The following is a 17,397-nucleotide window of genomic DNA, read 5'->3' on the forward strand; positions in this document are numbered from 1 at the left end:
TATCCAGCCCCCTGGACAGCGCTGTCTTTCAAAGACAGAGCGCCATCGAATAACCCGCGAGCAGTGTTTTGCGCGCTTTTTCGAGAAAAAAAGCCGAACAGAGCTTTTAAAGCTGAACCAAGCCCGTGCTGAATCGTCATCTACAGTGAACATGCACGAGACTACAAAACTTGAAACATTTGAATGTCACGGAGAACAAATATATGAGCGCTGATGGTGCTTCGAGTCCAAGCCGCCTGCTACCCAGGCTGCTGGGGATCTTGCTGCTGATAATGGGCTTGGCCATGCTGGCCGGGGGTATCAAGCTGAGTCTGCTCGGCGGGTCGCTGTACTACCTGCTGGCCGGTATCGGCCTCACCCTGACCGGCATCCTGCTGCTGGCCACCCGTCGCGCCGCCCTGGGCCTGTACGCGCTGGTGCTGTTTGCCAGCACCGTCTGGGCGCTATGGGAAGTCGGCCTGGACTGGTGGCAATTGGTACCGCGCCTGGCCCTGTTGTTTGCACTGGGCATCGTCATGCTGCTGCCGTGGTTCCGTCGCCCATTGCTGCGTGGCCAAACGGCCCCGCTGGGCACCGCCGCGCTGAGCGTGGCCGTGGTGTTGGCCGGCGCCACCGCCTTGGCCAGCCAATTCACCAACCCAGGTGAAATCAAAGGCCAACTGGACCGTGATGCGGTACCGGGCATGGCCAACGCCGCGCCGACCCAACCCGATGGCGACTGGAACTCCTACGGCCGCTCGGCCTTCGGTGACCGTTACTCGCCGCTGGCGCAGATCACCCCGCAAAACGCCCACAAGCTGGTACCAGCCTGGACCTATCGCACCGGCGATCTTCCTGGCCCTGGCGATCCCGGTGAAACCACCGCGGAAAACACCCCGCTGAAAGTCAACGGCATGCTCTACGTGTGCACGCCCCACAGCCAAGTGATTGCCCTTGATCCGGACACCGGCAAGGAAATCTGGCGTTTCGATCCGAAGCTCTCGACGCAAAAAGCTGAGAACTTCAAGGGTTGGGCGCACATGACCTGCCGTGGCGTGTCGTATCACGATGACGCCGCCTACGCCGCCACCGAGCAAAGCCCGGCTACCGACGCTGCTGCGCCGACCGCCAACGCTTGCCCGCGCCGCATCTTCCTGCCGACCGCCGACACCCGCCTGATCGCCCTGAACGCCGACACCGGCAAGATGTGCGAAGACTTCGGCGACAAGGGCCAGGTCGACCTGGGCGCCAACATCGGCACCTTCGCACCCGGTGGTTACTACTCCACCTCGCCACCTGCGGTCACCAAAAACCTGGTGGTGATTGGCGGTCACGTCACCGACAACGTTTCCATCGACGAGCCAAGCGGCGTGATCCGCGCGTTTGACGTACACACCGGCAAGCTGGTGTGGAACTGGGACAGCGGCAACCCGGACGACACCACGCCGATTGCCGAAGGCAAAACCTACACCCGCAACTCGCCCAACATGTGGTCGATGTTCGCAGTCGATGAAAAGCTCGGCATGCTCTACCTGCCAATGGGCAACCAGACCCCGGATCAGTTCGGTGGCTATCGCACTCCAGCCTCGGAACTGCATGCCGCGGGCCTCACCGCCCTGGACATCGACACCGGCCACGTGCGCTGGCACTACCAGTTCACGCACCATGACCTGTGGGACATGGACGTGGGTGGCCAGCCAAGCCTGATCGACATCAAGACCGCAGCGGGCGTGAAACAAGCCGTCATGACCTCGACCAAGCAAGGCAGCATCTACGTGCTGGACCGTGCGACCGGCGAGCCAGTGGTGCCGATCAATGAAATCCCTGTGCCACAAGGCGCGGTGGCTGGCGATCACACCTCACCGACCCAACCCAAGTCGGACCTGAACTTCATGCCACCGCCCCTCAAGGAACGTGACATGTGGGGCGTGACCCCGTTCGACCAAATGCTCTGCCGGATCGACTTCAAGTCCCTGCGCTACGATGGCCCGTTTACTCCGCCGTCGCTGCAAGGCTCGATCGTTTATCCAGGCAACTTTGGCGTGTTCGACTGGGGCGGCATCTCGGTTGACCCCGTGCGTCAGATCGCCTTCGTCAACCCAAGCTACATGGCGTTCAAGTCGACCATGATCCCGGCGGAAAAAATCGCCGCCCAGGGTCCACGGGTCAGCGAAACCGAAGGCGTACAGCCAAACAAAGGCACTCCGTATGGTGTAGTTCTGGAAGCGATGCTGTCGCCGATGGGCCTGCCGTGCCAAGCGCCGGCCTGGGGTTATGTGGCGGCGGTCGACCTGACCACTCACAAAACCATCTGGATGCACAAGAACGGCACCGTGCGTGACAGCTCGCCGGTTCCGATCCCGTTGAGCATGGGCGTGCCAAGCCTGGGCGGGCCTTTCACCACTGCCGGTGGCGTAGCCTTCCTCAGCGGTACCCTCGACCAGTACCTGCGTGCCTATGACGTGAAGAACGGCAAGCAGTTGTGGGAAGGTCGCCTGCCAGCAGGCGCCCAAACCACACCGATGACCTACACCGGCAAGGACGGCAAGCAATACGTGCTGGTCATGGCCGGCGGTCACGGCTCCCTGGGCACCAAGCAGGGTGACTATGTGATGGCGTTTAAACTGCCGGATTAAGCGTGACAGGCGGTAAAACAAAGGTGGCTACCTCAGGGTAGCCGCCTTTTTTTGTGCTTGCCCTACCCCCTAGGTCGATTGTGTGCCGTTACACCTGCATGTGCTCGCGGCGCATCCACATCTCAAACGCCATGGCATTCAACGGCCGGCTGATCAAGTAGCCCTGGGCGGTGTCGCACTTCCATTGCCTGAGCAGTTTCAGGCTGGGCTCGAACTCCACCCCTTCGGCCACCACCTTGAGCCCCAGGTTATGGCTCATCTCGATGGTCGAGCGCACGATTACCCCATCACCGCTGGTGCTGTCCAGGTTACGCACGAAGGACTGGTCGATTTTCAGTTCCTGCACCGGCAAGCGTTGCAGTTGAGCCAGGGACGAGTAGCCGGTGCCGAAGTCGTCCACCGACAGGCTGATACCACAACCACGCAGTTGCTCCAGAACCCGCAGCGCCTGCTCCGGGTTGTGCATGATCGCGCTTTCGGTAATTTCGAAAATCAGTTGCTCGGCCAATACCGAGTACTGCCCTAGCAAATCGGTGACGCGCAGCGCCAGGCCGTCATCCGCCAGGTCATCCACCGAGATATTCACCGACAACTGCACCTGCAGGCCCCGATGGTCCCACTCGGCCAGTTGGCGAATGGCCTCTTCGATCACCCAGTGGGTCAGGCTGGACATGCTGCCGGTGCGCTCAGCGAGGGGAATGAACTCAGCGGGCGAGACCAGGCCCAGGGTCGGGTGTTGCCAGCGCAATAACGCTTCGGCCTGGCGCACATGGCCGTGGTTCAAGTCGAGCTTGGGCTGATAACACAGGAACAGTTCGCGCTCGACCACCGCCCGGCGCAGGTCGCGGATCAGGCTGATCTGGCGCTGATGGGCCAAGTCGCGGTCCTGTTGGTAGATCTGCAAGTGGCCAGGCAATGCCGCCGCATCGTGGCGAGCAATGGCCGCGCGGCTGATTAGTTCCTCGACCTGCTGGCCATCAGCAGGATAAGCGGCGATGCCGATACTCACTTCATGACTGAGCTCATCGTCACCAATGCGCTGCGGCTCCGTCAACAGGCCGTACAACCGGTCGGCCCGAGCCACGGCGCGGTCGATCTCGGTGTTTTCCAGCAACAGCAAGAATTCGCTGCTGGTGATCCGCGCCGCCGTATCGCTGGCCGACAGGCTCGACAGCAGGCAGCGGCTGGCTTCGCGCATCATTTCTTCGACACCCTGTGGGCCAAATCCCTCGTTGATCACCCGATAGTTTTCAATGCCCAGGTACAGCAACACCACCGGCCGCCGGGCGCTGATGGCGCTGCCCAGGCGCTCCATGGCCAGCGTGCGGTTGGGCAGGCCGGTCAGCGGGTCGTGCAAGGCGTTGTGGGCCAACTGTCGTTCGCGCACGGAGATGCCACTTTGCATGGCGTTGAAGGCCCGGGCCAGCAGGCCAAACTCATCGTTACTGCGCACTGCCACTGGCGAATGATAGTCGCCAGCGCCGATGCGTTCGGCAGCTTGTACCAGCGCATTGAGCGGGCGCGACACCCGCCGCGCCATGAACAGCGCCCACGCCAGTGACACCAGCAACGCCGCCAGCGCGATGCCGAGAAATTGCCGATCAAGGGGTGCGAAGGATTGCAACGCGTGGTCCAGGGGGCTTTGCAGCAGTACCATCACCTGCCCGCCGTCACCGGTATTGGCCAATGACAAGGTTTGGCTGAGAAAGCGCTGGCCGTGAAACAGGCTCATCTGCGCCATCGGGTTGCTCCGTGAACCTTGCAGCGTGCTGATGATCCTTGCCCGGTCGGCCGCTGGCTGAGTACTGAACAGCCTACCGGGCTGGTCGTTCTGCATGGCCATGAACGACACTTCCAGATTGCTCATGGAGCGCAGTTCACTGGCAAAAATCTCGTCCATGGCAAAGCCCATGACTACGCGGGCGATGGGCAGTGAATCGACGACTTCTTCCTGGACCAGCAGATAAGGTTGATCGGCCAGGGCAACGATCAACATTTGCAGGGAGCTGCGCCGCGCCCGGCGCAACGCATCGGTAAAGGGAAAGGCCTGCCCCTGGGGAACGCCTTGCAGGGTACTGACGATGACTTGCCCATCGAGCCCAAGCACAAACACCTCGCTGGCGTGGATGCCGGGGCCATGGCGCTGCAGTGCAGCAACGATGTCAGCCGTACGGCCCTCGGCGACAGCCTGGCGAAATTGCGCATCTACCGTGAGCCAGTCCAGGCCGTATTGAAGACGGCGCCCGCGCAGGTCCAGCAGGCGTTCGAACACTCGGCTGCCGGTTTCCAGTTGCACCTGAGCCTGGTTTTCCACGGCGCTAGTGGTGGCCGCCATCACCGCGAAATACACCGCACCCACCACCACCAACAGCAGCAAGGCCAACACCGCGGCAAGTCGTGTCTGAAACGAGTGGCGCCACCTCATCCGCTTCTCCTCTGGCAGCGCCCATCCCCTCCAGCCGAAACGTCCCTTCGTCATACGCGTCCCTCGCGAATTCAGACCTGCCGCCAAGTAAATGTCTTTTCATTAAGAACATTGGGTCGGTCCAGATTAGCTATCAGCGAGCAGAAGTAAACCTAATAAACACGGGAGTTTTACTGTCATTAATTTGGCGACAGATCGCTGTCTGCTTACATCCACACCCGCATGAAATCGCCCCAGCACCGCACCAGGTAGTTGTGTTTATCCATCACCGAGTTCCACAACGCGATATGCCCCATGCGCTGTTCGTAGGAACCCCCGTCACGCACATCACCGACGTCGATCAGCGGCAAACCATCGCTGCCCAGTAGCCCCATTCAGCGCTGCTCAATTCATGCAATTTGTTGCTAACAAAGCCCCACCATTGAAACCACTGCTGACCTGCCCCATCTAACCTGCATACTTCCCCATGCAGGTGCCCCATGAGCGACCAGCAAGAATTCCCTGATATCGACCTCAACGACTACGCCGATCCGGAAAACGCCGAACACGCCTCCACCAACACCGGCCTGGCCCTGCCTGGGCAAAACCTGCCGGACAAGGTCTACATCATCCCGATCCACAATCGGCCCTTCTTCCCGGCGCAAGTGCTGCCAGTGATCGTCAATGAAGAGCCATGGGCCGAAACCCTGGAGCTGGTGAGCAAATCCGATCACCATTCCCTTGCCCTGTTTTTCATGGACACGCCCCCTGACGATCCGCGGCACTTCGACACCTCCAGCCTGCCGCTGTACGGCACTCTGGTGAAGGTCCACCACGCCAGCCGCGAAAACGGCAAGCTGCAATTCGTCGCCCAGGGCCTGACCCGCGTGAGGATTCGCACCTGGCTCAAGCACCACCGCCCACCGTACCTGGTGGAAGTCGAATACCCGCACCAGCCGAGCGAGCCGACCGACGAGGTCAAGGCCTATGGCATGGCGCTGATCAACGCGATCAAGGAACTGCTGCCACTCAACCCGCTGTACAGCGAAGAGTTGAAGAACTACCTCAACCGCTTCAGCCCCAACGATCCGTCGCCGCTGACCGATTTCGCCGCCGCGTTGACCTCGGCCACCGGTAACGAATTGCAGGAAGTGCTGGACTGCGTGCCCATGCTCAAACGCATGGAAAAAGTCTTGCCAATGCTGCGCAAGGAAGTCGAAGTCGCGCGCCTGCAAAAAGAAATCTCCGCCGAAGTGAATCGCAAGATCGGCGAGCACCAGCGCGAGTTCTTCCTCAAGGAACAGCTCAAGGTCATCCAGCAGGAGCTTGGTCTTACAAAGGATGATCGCAGTGCCGATGTCGAGCAGTTCCAGCAGCGCCTGGAAGGCAAGGTGTTGCCGGCCCAGGCGCAAAAGCGCATCGATGAAGAACTGAACAAATTGTCGATCCTGGAAACCGGCTCGCCGGAGTACGCGGTCACCCGCAACTACCTGGACTGGGCCACCTCGGTGCCGTGGGGCGTGTATGGCAAGGACAAACTCGACCTCAAGCACGCTCGCAAGGTGTTGGATAAACACCACGCCGGCCTGGGCGACATCAAGAGCCGCATCCTCGAATTTCTTGCCGTCGGCGCCTATAAAGGCGAAGTCGCCGGCTCCATCGTATTGCTGGTTGGGCCGCCGGGCGTGGGCAAGACCAGCGTCGGCAAGTCCATCGCCGAATCACTGGGTCGGCCGTTCTACCGTTTCAGCGTCGGCGGCATGCGTGACGAGGCCGAGATCAAGGGCCATCGCCGCACCTACATCGGCGCCATGCCCGGCAAGCTGGTGCAGGCGCTTAAAGATGTGGAAGTGATGAATCCGGTGATCATGCTCGACGAGATCGACAAGATGGGCCAGAGCTACCAGGGCGACCCGGCCTCGGCCCTGCTGGAAACCCTCGACCCGGAACAGAACGTCGAATTCCTCGACCACTACCTGGACCTGCGCCTGGACCTGTCGAAAGTGCTGTTCGTCTGCACCGCCAACACCCTGGACTCAATCCCTGGCCCGTTGCTGGACCGGATGGAAGTGATTCGCCTGTCGGGGTATATCACCGAAGAAAAAATCGCCATCGCCAAGCGTCACCTGTGGCCCAAGCAGCTGGAAAAAGCCGGTGTGGCGAAGACCAGCCTGTCTATCAGCGACGGCGCCCTGCGTGCAGTAATCGATGGCTATGCCCGGGAAGCCGGAGTGCGCCAGTTGGAAAAACAGCTGGGCAAACTGGTGCGCAAGGCGGTGGTCAAGCTGCTGGATGAACCCACGTTAGTGATCAAGATCGGCAACAAGGATCTGGAAACCTCGCTGGGCATGCCGGTGTTCCGCAACGAGCAAGTGCTGTCAGGCACCGGTGTGATCACCGGCCTGGCCTGGACCAGCATGGGCGGCGCCACCTTGCCGATCGAGGCGACGCGCATTCATACCCTCAATCGCGGTTTCAAACTCACCGGGCAACTGGGTGACGTAATGAAGGAATCCGCCGAGATCGCCTACAGCTACATCAGCGCCAATCTCAAGTCGTTTGGTGGTGATCCGAAGTTCTTTGACGAGGCTTTCGTCCATCTTCACGTACCGGAAGGCGCCACGCCGAAAGACGGCCCGAGCGCCGGAGTGACCATGGCGAGTGCGCTGCTGTCCCTAGCCCGCAACCAGCCGCCGAAAAAAGGCGTTGCCATGACTGGCGAGTTGACGCTCACCGGGCATGTGCTGCCAATTGGTGGGGTTCGGGAGAAGGTGATTGCAGCGCGGCGCCAGAAGATTCATGAGCTGATCTTGCCGGAGCCCAATCGCGGCAGTTTTGAAGAGTTGCCGGAGTACCTGAAGGAAGGCATGACGGTGCACTTTGCCAAGCGGTTTGCGGATGTGGCGAAGGTGTTGTTCTAAGCAACCCGTAGCAGCTGTCGAGCCCCAGCGAGGCTGCGTTGGCAGCACCACCGACTCCGAGCCAGGCACGACAACGCGTCGCGCCTGACGCAGCCTCGCTGGGGCTCGACAGCTGCTACAGGAAAGCGGCCTGTCGGACCTCCCTCTTGTCACACCTTGTCTCATCTTCGGTTATGCTCGCCCTTCGTCGTGAATGAATGGAGCCCCCATGACCGCTGCCCGTCTGCTGCTTCCCCTGAGCCTCGCCTTGCTCGCCGCGTGCGCCAGTGCACCGAAGCAAAACGTCACCCTGGAAAAACAAAGCGCCTGCCCACTCCAACTCAAAACCGGGCAAACCCTGATTCTCACCTTACCCAGCAACCCCTCCACCGGTTACCGCTGGGCCATCCAGGATTCGGCTGGCGGCGTGCTGCGCAGCCTCAGTCCCGAGGTCTACAGCAACTCCGAAAACGCCGGAGTGGTGGGCGCAGCCGGGCAATCCACCTGGCGCTTCCAGGCCGTTGCCGCAGGCGAAGGCCGCTTACGCCTGACCTCCCAGCAACCCTGGGCCCCGGAAGTAAACCCGGTGGACACCTTCGACTGCGCCATTACGGTGAACTGATATGCCTTGGCTGATTCTCGCGCTGATGGGTGCTGCCACTTTCATGTACGGCCTGAGCACCCACGCCACCCTGCTCTGTCTGTTGGTCAAACCCTTGCCGGTGCTGGCGTTGCTGGGCTGGCTGCATGACGCGCCGCCCAGCGACTATCGACGCTGGATCAGCCTGGGCCTGATTTTTTCCCTGGTGGGTGATGTGCTGCTGGCGTGGCCCGGCGACCTGTTCATCTTTGGCCTCGGGGCCTTCCTGTTCGCCCACCTGGCGTATTTGAAAGCCTACTTGAGCGATTGCCGCCGCCCGGCGCTGTTGCCGTTGGTGTTGGCGCTGGTAGTGGGCGCGATCCTGCTGAGTATCCTGATTTCCCATGGCCTGGGACCATTGCTGGTGCCGGTGGTGATTTACGCCTTGGTAATCAGCGCCATGCTCTGGCGGGCGCTGGCACGCTTGGGCAGCGACGTGCCCAAGCGCTCGGCGCAACTGGCGGCGGTGGGCGCGGCGGCGTTTGTGTTTTCTGACACGCTGATCGGGATCAATCGCTTTGTGGTGACGTTTGAAGCCGCGCCGTATTTGCTGATCATCAGCTACTGGCTGGGGCAGTGGGGAATCACAGCCTCAGCCTTTCATCAGAAACAACCCGCCCCCCTGTAGGAGCGAGCTTGCTCGCGAAGAACGCAGCAACACCGCGTTAATCCAGATTCCCGCGTTATCGTTGGCGTTTTTCGCGAGCAAGCTCGCTCCTACAGAGGCAGTGGGGGATTACCGCGTCGGCGTTCCATCAGACAACCCGCGCATCCCAAAGCCAACTTGGCTAAAATGCCAGCTTTTCCCCCTTCGTCGCCGGAACAGCCGTGAGCAAAGAACCCGATCGTCTATTCGCCCAGCCCTTGCCCCAAGTGCCGGACTTCGCCTTCAACGAAGACGTGGTGCGGGTGTTCCCGGACATGATCAAGCGTTCGGTGCCCGGTTACCCGACCATTGTCGAGAACCTTGGCGTGCTGGCAGCGCAGTTCGCCCAGCCGGGTAGCGTGCTCTACGACCTGGGTTCGTCCCTCGGCGCGGTGACCCAGGCGCTGCGCCGTCACGTGCGCACCGACGGTTGCCGGGTGATCGCTGTGGATAACTCAGCGGCGATGGTCGAACGGTGCCGGGAATACCTCAACGGCCAGGACTCGATGTTCCAGGAACTGCTGCCGGTGGAGGTGATCGAGGGCGATATCCTCGCGCTACAATTCCAGCCGGCCTCGGTGGTGGCGCTGAACTTCACCCTGCAATTTATCGCCCCCGAAGAACGCCTGGCATTGCTCGGGCGGATTCGTCAGTCATTGCTGCCTGGTGGTGCGCTGATCCTCTCGGAAAAGCTGCGTTTCAACGACCTTGAAGAGCACGCACTGCTGACCGACCTGCACATCGCCTTCAAACGCGCCAACGGCTACAGCGAACTGGAAATCGCCCAGAAGCGCAGCGCCATCGAAAACATCATGAAGCCCGACAGCCTCGAAGAACACCGCGAACGTCTGCTGGCGGCCGGGTTCTCGAAAGTCGTGCCGTGGTTCCAGTGTCTTAACTTTGCCTCGTTGATTGCCCTGCCATGATTGATCTGTCTCCCCTCGCCCGCCACCTGGTCGGCACTCCCCTGGCTGTATGGGCCCAAGGCCTGCAAGCGCAACTCGATAGCAAGATGGAAAAGGGTCATGGCGACCTGGAGCGCTGGCAAGGTGCGCTGGACGCGTTGCCGAAGATCATGCCCAGCGAAATCGACCTGCTGAACGGCCTGACCCTAGACACTGATTGCGACGACGAAACCCGCGTACAAATGCGTACCGCGTTGATGGGCCTATGCCCTTGGCGCAAAGGGCCTTTCGACCTGTTTGGCGTGCATGTCGACACCGAATGGCGCTCGGACTGGAAGTGGTCGCGAGTGGCCCCGCACCTGGACCTCAAGGGCAAGCGCATCCTCGATGTCGGTTGCGGCAACGGCTATTACATGTGGCGCATGCTGGGTGCCGGCGCCGACAGCGTGATTGGTGTCGACCCGAACTGGCTGTTCTTCTGCCAGTTCCAGGCGGTGCAGCGTTACCTATGCGCGCCGAATGCCTGGCACTTGCCGTTTCCCTTCGAAGACCTGCCGCCGAACATGGAAGGCTTCGACACAGTATTTTCCATGGGCGTGTTTTACCACCGCCGTTCACCCATCGAGCATTTGCTGGCGCTCAAGGATTGCCTGGTCAAGGGCGGCGAGTTGGTGCTGGAAACCCTGGTGATTGAAGGCGATCAGCAGCAAGTGTTGGTGCCGGAAGACCGTTATGCGCAGATGCGCAATGTGTGGTTCCTGCCGTCGGTGCCGGCGCTGATGCTGTGGCTGCGCCGTGCCGGCTTCAGTGATGTGCGCTGTGTGGATGTGAGCGTGACCACAGTCGAGGAACAACGTGGCACTCAGTGGATGAAGTTTCAGTCCCTGAGCGACTTCCTCGACCCCGAAGATCACAGCAAGACCATCGAAGGGCTGCCAGCGCCAATGCGCGCAGTTATCGTCGCCAAAAAATAACACCTGCTGCTGTTGTGCGAGGGTAGGTTGCTCCCTCGTCGCAGGTTCGCGTCAGCTTTTGGCTCTTCGCGCCTTAAAGAACTCACTCAACACCGTCCCGCATTCCTCGGCCAGCACCCCGCCTTCAAACAGCACCCGATGATTGAGAAAACCCAGGGTAAAGAACTGCCCCTGGCTTTGCACAATCCCGGCTTTTGGCTCCAGCGCACCGTAGACCACCCGGGCAATGCGCGAATGGACGATCAAGCCGGCGCACATGCTGCACGGTTCCAGCGTCACGTAGAGGGTGCTGCCCGGCAGACGGTAATTGCTCGCCGCCTGGGCGGCCGCGCGGATGGCGACCATCTCGGCATGCGCACTGGGGTCGTTGCCGCTGATAGGGCAATTGAAGCCTCGGCCAATGATTTCACCGTCCTGTACCAACACCGCGCCCACTGGCACTTCGCCGAGAGCCGCGCCTTGGGCGGCGAGAGTCAGCGCTTCGCGCATGAAGTCCTGGTCGCGGCTACGATCAATAATCGCCATTGGGCGAATCTGGCGCATCACGCCACCTCAATGGCGGCCATCAGGCCGGTTTCCATGTGGTCGATCACATGGCAGTGAAACATCCACACACCAGGGTTATCCGCCACCAGGGCCACGCGGGCGCGTTCGTTCTTGCCCAGCAGGTAGGTGTCGGTGAAGTACGGGATGACCTTGTGCCGGTTCGAGGCGATGACCTTGAAGCTCATGCCGTGCAAGTGGATCGGGTGTTGGTATTGGGTCATATTCTTCAATTCGAAAATGTAGCTCTTGCCCTTTTCAAGCTTGGCAATCGGGCGGTCGGCGCAGGTCTTGTCGGTGATATCCCAGGCCTGCCCGTTGATCTGCCAAAGGCTTGGCGGTTTATTGTCGACATTCACCGACACTGAACCCACCCATTCGAAATTGAAGTTGAGATTCTCGGCATTGGCCAGGTCCGGCTCGGCAATCGGGTTGGCCGGCAGCGCGGGCGGCCACTCGGTGGGCGCTTCAGTGTTGACCACCGAACGGAACGTGCCAAGGCGCACCGGGCCATTACGGATCGACAATTCTTCTCCAGCAGCCGGTGCCTTGATTGCCAGACAAATGCGCATACCCGGCCCCAGCCAGTATTCTTTGCCCAAGGGCCGGGGCTCGATGGGGTTGCCGTCCAGCGCATAGATCTGCGCTTCAACACCGGGGATGTTGAGGCGATAGGTCAGGGTATTGTCGAGGTTGAGCAGCCGCACACGGGTGATCTGCCCGGCCGGGAGGTCGATCACTGCCTGGGATACACCATTGATGGTCGACAAACGCCCGGCGGTGCCACCCCGGGCTGCTTCACGGGGAATGCTGAAGGCGACAAAGGCGCCCTCTTCGTCCACGTGCCAGCTTTTCAGGCTCAGGGTGCATTCGTGCTTGAAACCGGTGGGCTCGCGCTCTTCGATGATCAGCGGGCCCACCAGGCCACGGCCCAGTTCTTCACTGCTGTTCACATGGGGGTGATACCAGTAGCTGCCGGCGTCGGGCACGCGAAATTGATAGTCGAAATACTCGCCCGGCAACACCGGCAGTTGCGAGACGTAGGGCACGCCATCCATTTCCAGCGGCAGGCGAATACCGTGCCAGTGGATGGTGGTAGCAACCGGCAGGTGGTTGATAAAACGCACCCGCAGCCATTCGCCCTGACGCACCCGCAACTCGGTGCCCGGCGCCGATGGGCCAAAGGCCCAGGCTTCAGTCTTGTGCCCGGGTACCAATTCCACATCCAGGGGTGCTGCGATCAGCTCGTAATCGTGACCCGCCTCGGCGTCTGCCATTTTCCCCAGCCAGTAGCGGTAGGCGCCACCGGCACCGACGCCAACCACTGCACAACCTGCAAGACCACCGAGGATTTGTCGACGGGAAAAGGATAGGGACACAACAACCTCACGTATCTACCGCGGGTCCGAGACCCGCAAAGGGCAAATACGATACACCCGCAAATGCGAAACAGTAAGGGCGCGGGTTGCCGCAGTGGTGTTTTCAGGCCTTGGCAGCAGCCAGAATCAGGGCTTTCATCTCGGCGACCGCGCCTTTGAAACCGACGAACAGCGCGTGGGCCACCAGGGCATGGCCGATGTTCAGCTCGTTGATGCCCTTGATCGCAGCCACCGCTTCGACGTTGTGGTAGTGCAGGCCATGGCCAGCGTTAACGATCAGACCCTGGGCCAGACCACAGGCCACGCCGTCGACGATGCGCTGCAACTCATCTGCGACTTCGGTCGGTGTAGTGGCGTCGGCGTAACGGCCCGTGTGCAGCTCAATGGCCGGGGCGCCGACACGTTTGGAGGCTTCGATCTGCCGCTCATCAGCGTCGATGAACAACGAGACTTCACAACCGATCGTCGCCAGGCGCTCAACCGCCGCCTTGATCCGTGCTTCCTGGCCGGCAACGTCCAGGCCGCCTTCGGTGGTCAATTCCTGACGGGTTTCCGGGACCAGGCAGATATGCGCCGGACGGATACGCTCAGCGAACACCATCATTGCTTCGGTGACGCCCATTTCGAAGTTCATGCGGGTTTGCAGCACGTCCTTGAGCAGCAGCACGTCGCGCTCCTGGATGTGCCGGCGGTCTTCGCGCAGGTGCACGGTGATGCCGTCGGCGCCCGCTTCCTCGGCATCCAGCGCGGCCTTGACCGGATCAGGGTAACGGGTGCCCCGGGCCTGGCGCAGGGTGGCTACGTGGTCGATGTTCACGCCGAGAAGAATGCGATTGCTGGTGGTCACGAAAAGCGCTCCTGAAGAGGGAAGGAATCGCTGCACAGCATACACGGGGATGTCAGGGCTTTCGAAACAACTCGCGACTGACCAGCGGCCGACCACCCAAGTGCACGGCCAGGGCCTGGCGCATCAGACGCTTGGCGGCAGACAGGGCGCCGGGAGCGGTCCAGTCGGCCTCGGCCATGGCCAGCAGCTCAGTGCCCTGAAAAAGGCCGGGTTGCAGCAGGTAGACCCGCTCCAGACCCGCGTCCACCTGCAAGCGGTACATACCATCGGCGGCGATGGGGTCGCCGTGCAGGTCCTGGCTCAGTTCGAAACCGTAGCCCAAGTCGTCCAGCAGGCGCCACTCGAAAGCCCGCAACAACGGCTCCAGGGGGCGGCCTTCGGCCAGGGCCAATAAGGTGGCGGCGTAGTGATCGAAAACGGCGGGGTGCGGGTCTTCAGCGGGCAGTAGGCGAATCAGCAGTTCGTTGAGGTAGAGGCCGCTGAACAGCGCTTCGCCATTGAGCCAGTTGGAAGCCCCGGCGCTTTCCATGCGGCCGACGTTTTTCAGCTCGCCGCGTCCGCGAAACTCCACTTCCAGGGCCACGAATGGTCGCGCCAGCGTCCCCGCCTTGCCCCGCGCACTGCGCAACACCGCCCGCAGGCGACCTTGTGGCGTGAGGAAGTCCACCAAGGCGCTGCTTTCACGGTAGGCACGGCTGTGCAAGACGTAAGCGGGCTGGCCGGTGGGTGGGGATTGAGACATGGGGGCTCGCTGAGGGAACACGGTCGTCAAAGCGATGGGTATCACTGTAGAAGCGAGCTTGCTCGCGAAGAACCTGAGAACGACGCGCCTATTCAGAAAGAACGCGTCATCGTTAACGTTTTTCGCGAGCAAGCTCGCTCCACAGGGGGAAGCAGCGTATTACAGGTCGCCGTAACCCAGGGAGCGCAATGCCCGCTCATCATCGGACCAACCACCCTTAACCTTGACCCACAGGTTGAGCATGATCTTGGAATCAAACAGCAATTCCATGTCCTTGCGCGCTTCGGTGCCAATGCGCTTGATGCGCTCGCCCTTGTCGCCAATGATGATTTTCTTCTGGCCGTCACGTTCGACGAGGATCAGCGCGTGGATATGCAGGGTCTTGCCCTGCTGCTTGAACTCTTCGATTTCCACTGTGATCTGGTACGGCAGCTCAGCGCCCATCTGGCGCATGATTTTCTCGCGCACAAGTTCTGCGGCGAGGAAACGGCTGCTGCGGTCGGTGATCTGGTCTTCCGGGAAGAAGTGCTCGTTCTCCGGCAGGTATCCAGCAATCACCCGCTCCAGGGCTTCGAGGTTGTGCCCATGCTGGGCCGAGATCGGCATGATCTGGGCGTTCGGCAGTTGTTCCTGCAGCCAGCTCAGGTGCGGCATCAGCTCGGCCTTGTCTTCGATGCGGTCGGTCTTGTTCAACGCGACGATCAAGGGGCCGGTAACGTACTGCACGCGCTCAAGGACCATCTGGTCTTCGTCGGTCCACTTGGTGCGGTCGACCACGAAGATCACCACGTCGACGTCTTTCAACGCCGCCGAAGCGGTCTTGTTCATGTAGCGGTTTAGGGCTTTCTCGCCGCCTTTGTGCATGCCAGGGGTATCAACATAGACCGCCTGGATGTTGCCTTCGGTCTTGATTCCCAGCATGTTGTGGCGGGTGGTCTGGGGCTTGCGCGAAGTGATCGCCAGCTTTTGCCCGAGGATGTGGTTCAGCAACGTGGACTTGCCCACGTTGGGGCGGCCGACGATGGCAACATAGCCACAGCGAGTTGCGATTGAATCAGTCATGGCCATTCTCCACGCCCAGGGCTATCAGTGCTGCGGCGGCCGCTACCTGTTCGGCAATACGACGACTCACACCCTGACCTCGGCTTTTTTCATTCAGTAAGGTGATTTCACATTCGACGAAGAAAACTCGGCAATGAGGCTCACCCTGGATATCCACCACTTCGTAACGTGGCAGCTCACACCCGCGCGACTGCAGGAACTCTTGCAGGCGGGTCTTGGGATCTTTGTTGGTGTCCACCAGCGTCAGGCTGTCGAACTCCGAGGTCAGCCAGGCCAGTACCCGCTCGCGGGCCATGTCCATGCCTGCATCGAGGTAGATCGCCCCGATCAGCGCTTCAAGGGCGTCGGCCAGAATCGACTCGCGACGGAAACCGCCGCTTTTCAACTCGCCGGAGCCCAGGCGCAGGTATTCGCCTAGGTCGAAACCCCGGGCCAGCACGGCCAGGGTTTCCCCTTTCACCAGGCGCGCGCGCAGGCGCGACAGCTGGCCTTCGCGGGCCAGAGGGAAGCGAACAAACAGGGCTTCACCGGCAACAAAGTTAAGGATGGCATCACCGAGGAATTCCAGGCGCTCGTTGTTACGCCCGGCAAAACTGCGGTGTGTCAGGGCAAGGACCATCAATTCCTGGTCCTTGAAGGTGTAACCGAGCTGACGCTCGAGACTGCTTAAAGAAACGCTCACGGTTTACCCACATTCAGTTCGTGGCCGAACTTCACCACTTGAAGGGCGAGGCACCGGCGGCCATCGACGATTAACGCTGTGTTCAAATTTACATCCTGGCTATTGTTGTGTGCAGCACCGCGTAGGTGCTGCACGGGACCGGACGATTTGTCCAAGGCCCAGAAAAGCATTCGGCGCTGTGTTCACAGCGCCGCATGGATTACTTGATCAGCCCCACCCGCGAGAAGTTCGGCAGGTGGCTGAGCTTGGGTTCCGGCCAACTCATCCAGACCGCAAAGGCCTTGCCGACGATATTCTGGTCGGGGACCATGCCCAGTAGCTCCTTGGGAATGTTCGGATCGTCCCAGTAGCGGCTGTCATTGGAGTTGTCACGGTTGTCGCCCATCATGAAATAATGCCCAGCAGGCACTGTCCATTGATTGTCGGGCGGGGAACGGTAGCGGCTCATTTCCTTGCGGATCTCGTGCTCTACCGCTCCGAGTTTTTCCTGGTACAGCTCGGCGCTGCCCAAGGTGTTCGGTTCGGAACCGATCAGTTTTTCCGCCACCGACTCGCCGTTGACGAACAGGCGCTTGTCGCTGGTGTAGCGAATCACATCACCCGGCAGGCCCACCACACGCTTGATGTAGTTGACGTTCGGGTCGCTTGGGTAGCGGAACACCATCACATCGCCGCGTTGCGGATCACCGATCTCGATCACTTTCTTGTCGAGCACCGGCAAGCGAATCCCGTAGGAAAACTTGTTCACCAGGATGAAGTCACCCACATCCAGGGTCGGCTTCATCGATCCCGAAGGAATCTGAAACGGCTCCACCAGAAACGAACGCAACACCAGCACGATGAACAACACCGGGAAGAACGACTTGCCGTATTCAACCAGCAGCGGCTCTTTGTTGAGTTTCTCGATGACCACGCCATCGGGCTGGCTGACGCTGCCCTGATAGGACGCGATAGCCGCCCGCCGACGCGGAGCGAAGAAAAGCAGATCGAGCAACGCCAATAGACCGCAAACGGCAACGGCGATGACCAGCAACAGCGGGAAATTTAGTGACATAGGA

14 protein-coding genes and 1 pseudogene are annotated in these 17,397 nt (G+C 60.8%); 6 read left to right on the plus strand and 9 right to left on the minus strand.

The window, feature by feature from the left end; all coding sequences use genetic code 11:
- The first annotated feature begins 203 nt into the window (after positions 1 to 203).
- Positions 204 to 2,615: a glucose/quinate/shikimate family membrane-bound PQQ-dependent dehydrogenase gene (locus ACZRJ6_RS03440; protein WP_463967079.1), complete on the plus strand. Its 2,412-nt coding sequence runs from the start codon at positions 204 to 206 to the stop codon at positions 2,613 to 2,615.
- An 88-nt stretch (positions 2,616 to 2,703) separates the two neighbouring features.
- Here ACZRJ6_RS03440 and ACZRJ6_RS03445 read toward each other — a convergent pair whose 3' ends face one another.
- Positions 2,704 to 5,040, minus strand: a complete 2,337-nt coding sequence (locus ACZRJ6_RS03445; protein ID WP_463967080.1) for a putative bifunctional diguanylate cyclase/phosphodiesterase — start codon at positions 5,038 to 5,040, stop codon at positions 2,704 to 2,706.
- A 206-nt stretch (positions 5,041 to 5,246) separates the two neighbouring features.
- Positions 5,247 to 5,408: pseudogene (locus ACZRJ6_RS03450) on the minus strand (signal peptide prediction); the annotation flags it as partial.
- A 111-nt stretch (positions 5,409 to 5,519) separates the two neighbouring features.
- On the opposite strand from ACZRJ6_RS03450, the gene lon reads away from it, so the two are divergent.
- The 5 genes from lon (at position 5,520) to cmoB (ending at position 11,084) form a co-directional block, all read left to right on the plus strand.
- Positions 5,520 to 7,940, plus strand: a complete 2,421-nt coding sequence (gene lon, locus ACZRJ6_RS03455) for an endopeptidase La (RefSeq protein ID WP_463967081.1) — start codon at positions 5,520 to 5,522, stop codon at positions 7,938 to 7,940.
- A 208-nt stretch (positions 7,941 to 8,148) separates the two neighbouring features.
- Entirely contained in the window at positions 8,149 to 8,541 is a 393-nt protein-coding gene (locus ACZRJ6_RS03460; protein ID WP_463967082.1) for a protease inhibitor I42 family protein, read from the plus strand.
- Between the two features lies 1 nt (position 8,542).
- Positions 8,543 to 9,187 (plus strand): lysoplasmalogenase, encoded by a 645-nt coding sequence (locus ACZRJ6_RS03465; RefSeq protein ID WP_463967083.1) that lies wholly within the window; start codon positions 8,543 to 8,545, stop codon positions 9,185 to 9,187.
- A 200-nt stretch (positions 9,188 to 9,387) separates the two neighbouring features.
- On the plus strand, positions 9,388 to 10,131 hold the full coding sequence (cmoA, locus tag ACZRJ6_RS03470) for a carboxy-S-adenosyl-L-methionine synthase CmoA (RefSeq protein WP_149410998.1): 744 nt from the start codon (positions 9,388 to 9,390) through the stop codon (positions 10,129 to 10,131).
- Positions 10,128 to 11,084, plus strand: a complete 957-nt coding sequence (gene cmoB, locus ACZRJ6_RS03475) for a tRNA 5-methoxyuridine(34)/uridine 5-oxyacetic acid(34) synthase CmoB (protein WP_463967084.1) — start codon at positions 10,128 to 10,130, stop codon at positions 11,082 to 11,084. Before cmoA ends, cmoB begins: the two co-directional genes overlap by 4 nt.
- Before the next feature lie 51 nt (positions 11,085 to 11,135).
- Here cmoB and tadA read toward each other — a convergent pair whose 3' ends face one another.
- The 7 genes from tadA to lepB all read right to left on the minus strand — a co-directional run bounded on the left by tadA (position 11,136) and on the right by lepB (position 17,393).
- Entirely contained in the window at positions 11,136 to 11,627 is a 492-nt protein-coding gene (gene tadA / locus ACZRJ6_RS03480) for a tRNA adenosine(34) deaminase TadA (protein ID WP_463967085.1), read from the minus strand.
- Positions 11,627 to 13,006, minus strand: coding sequence for a multicopper oxidase family protein (locus ACZRJ6_RS03485; protein ID WP_463967086.1), 1,380 nt, complete (start codon positions 13,004 to 13,006; stop codon positions 11,627 to 11,629). The genes tadA and ACZRJ6_RS03485 overlap by 1 nt, the downstream gene beginning before the upstream one ends.
- Before the next feature lie 103 nt (positions 13,007 to 13,109).
- On the minus strand, positions 13,110 to 13,853 hold the full coding sequence (pdxJ, locus tag ACZRJ6_RS03490; protein WP_149410994.1) for a pyridoxine 5'-phosphate synthase: 744 nt from the start codon (positions 13,851 to 13,853) through the stop codon (positions 13,110 to 13,112).
- A 52-nt stretch (positions 13,854 to 13,905) separates the two neighbouring features.
- The gene (recO, locus tag ACZRJ6_RS03495; RefSeq protein WP_463967087.1) at positions 13,906 to 14,595 is read right to left on the minus strand and encodes a DNA repair protein RecO; all 690 of its coding nucleotides are present in this window, start codon (positions 14,593 to 14,595) and stop codon (positions 13,906 to 13,908) included.
- A gap of 159 nt (positions 14,596 to 14,754) precedes the next feature.
- Positions 14,755 to 15,657 (minus strand): GTPase Era, encoded by a 903-nt coding sequence (era, locus tag ACZRJ6_RS03500; protein ID WP_463967088.1) that lies wholly within the window; start codon positions 15,655 to 15,657, stop codon positions 14,755 to 14,757.
- Positions 15,650 to 16,339: a ribonuclease III gene (rnc, locus tag ACZRJ6_RS03505; RefSeq protein ID WP_149410992.1), complete on the minus strand. Its 690-nt coding sequence runs from the start codon at positions 16,337 to 16,339 to the stop codon at positions 15,650 to 15,652. Before rnc ends, era begins: the two co-directional genes overlap by 8 nt.
- Before the next feature lie 199 nt (positions 16,340 to 16,538).
- Complete coding sequence (gene lepB, locus ACZRJ6_RS03510) at positions 16,539 to 17,393, minus strand: signal peptidase I (protein WP_463967089.1); 855 nt, start codon at positions 17,391 to 17,393, stop codon at positions 16,539 to 16,541.
- Between the last annotated feature and the right edge of the window lie 4 nt (positions 17,394 to 17,397).

Source organism: Pseudomonas sp. C321, assembly GCF_055407105.1.

Bases quoted from the DNA above. Each gene is read 5' to 3' on its own strand.
- lepB (WP_463967089.1), bottom strand. From the start codon at position 17,393: ATGTCACTAAATTTCCCGCTGTTGCTGGTCATCGCCGTTGCCGTTTGC.
- tadA (WP_463967085.1), bottom strand. From the start codon at position 11,627: ATGCGCCAGATTCGCCCAATGGCGATTATTGATCGTAGCCGCGACCAG.
- recO (WP_463967087.1), bottom strand. From the start codon at position 14,595: ATGTCTCAATCCCCACCCACCGGCCAGCCCGCTTACGTCTTGCACAGC.
- ACZRJ6_RS03445 (WP_463967080.1), bottom strand. From the start codon at position 5,040: ATGAGGTGGCGCCACTCGTTTCAGACACGACTTGCCGCGGTGTTGGCC.
- lon (WP_463967081.1), top strand. From the start codon at position 5,520: ATGAGCGACCAGCAAGAATTCCCTGATATCGACCTCAACGACTACGCC.
- cmoB (WP_463967084.1), top strand. From the start codon at position 10,128: ATGATTGATCTGTCTCCCCTCGCCCGCCACCTGGTCGGCACTCCCCTG.
- ACZRJ6_RS03460 (WP_463967082.1), top strand. From the start codon at position 8,149: ATGACCGCTGCCCGTCTGCTGCTTCCCCTGAGCCTCGCCTTGCTCGCC.
- era (WP_463967088.1), bottom strand. From the start codon at position 15,657: ATGACTGATTCAATCGCAACTCGCTGTGGCTATGTTGCCATCGTCGGC.
- ACZRJ6_RS03465 (WP_463967083.1), top strand. From the start codon at position 8,543: ATGCCTTGGCTGATTCTCGCGCTGATGGGTGCTGCCACTTTCATGTAC.
- ACZRJ6_RS03440 (WP_463967079.1), top strand. From the start codon at position 204: ATGAGCGCTGATGGTGCTTCGAGTCCAAGCCGCCTGCTACCCAGGCTG.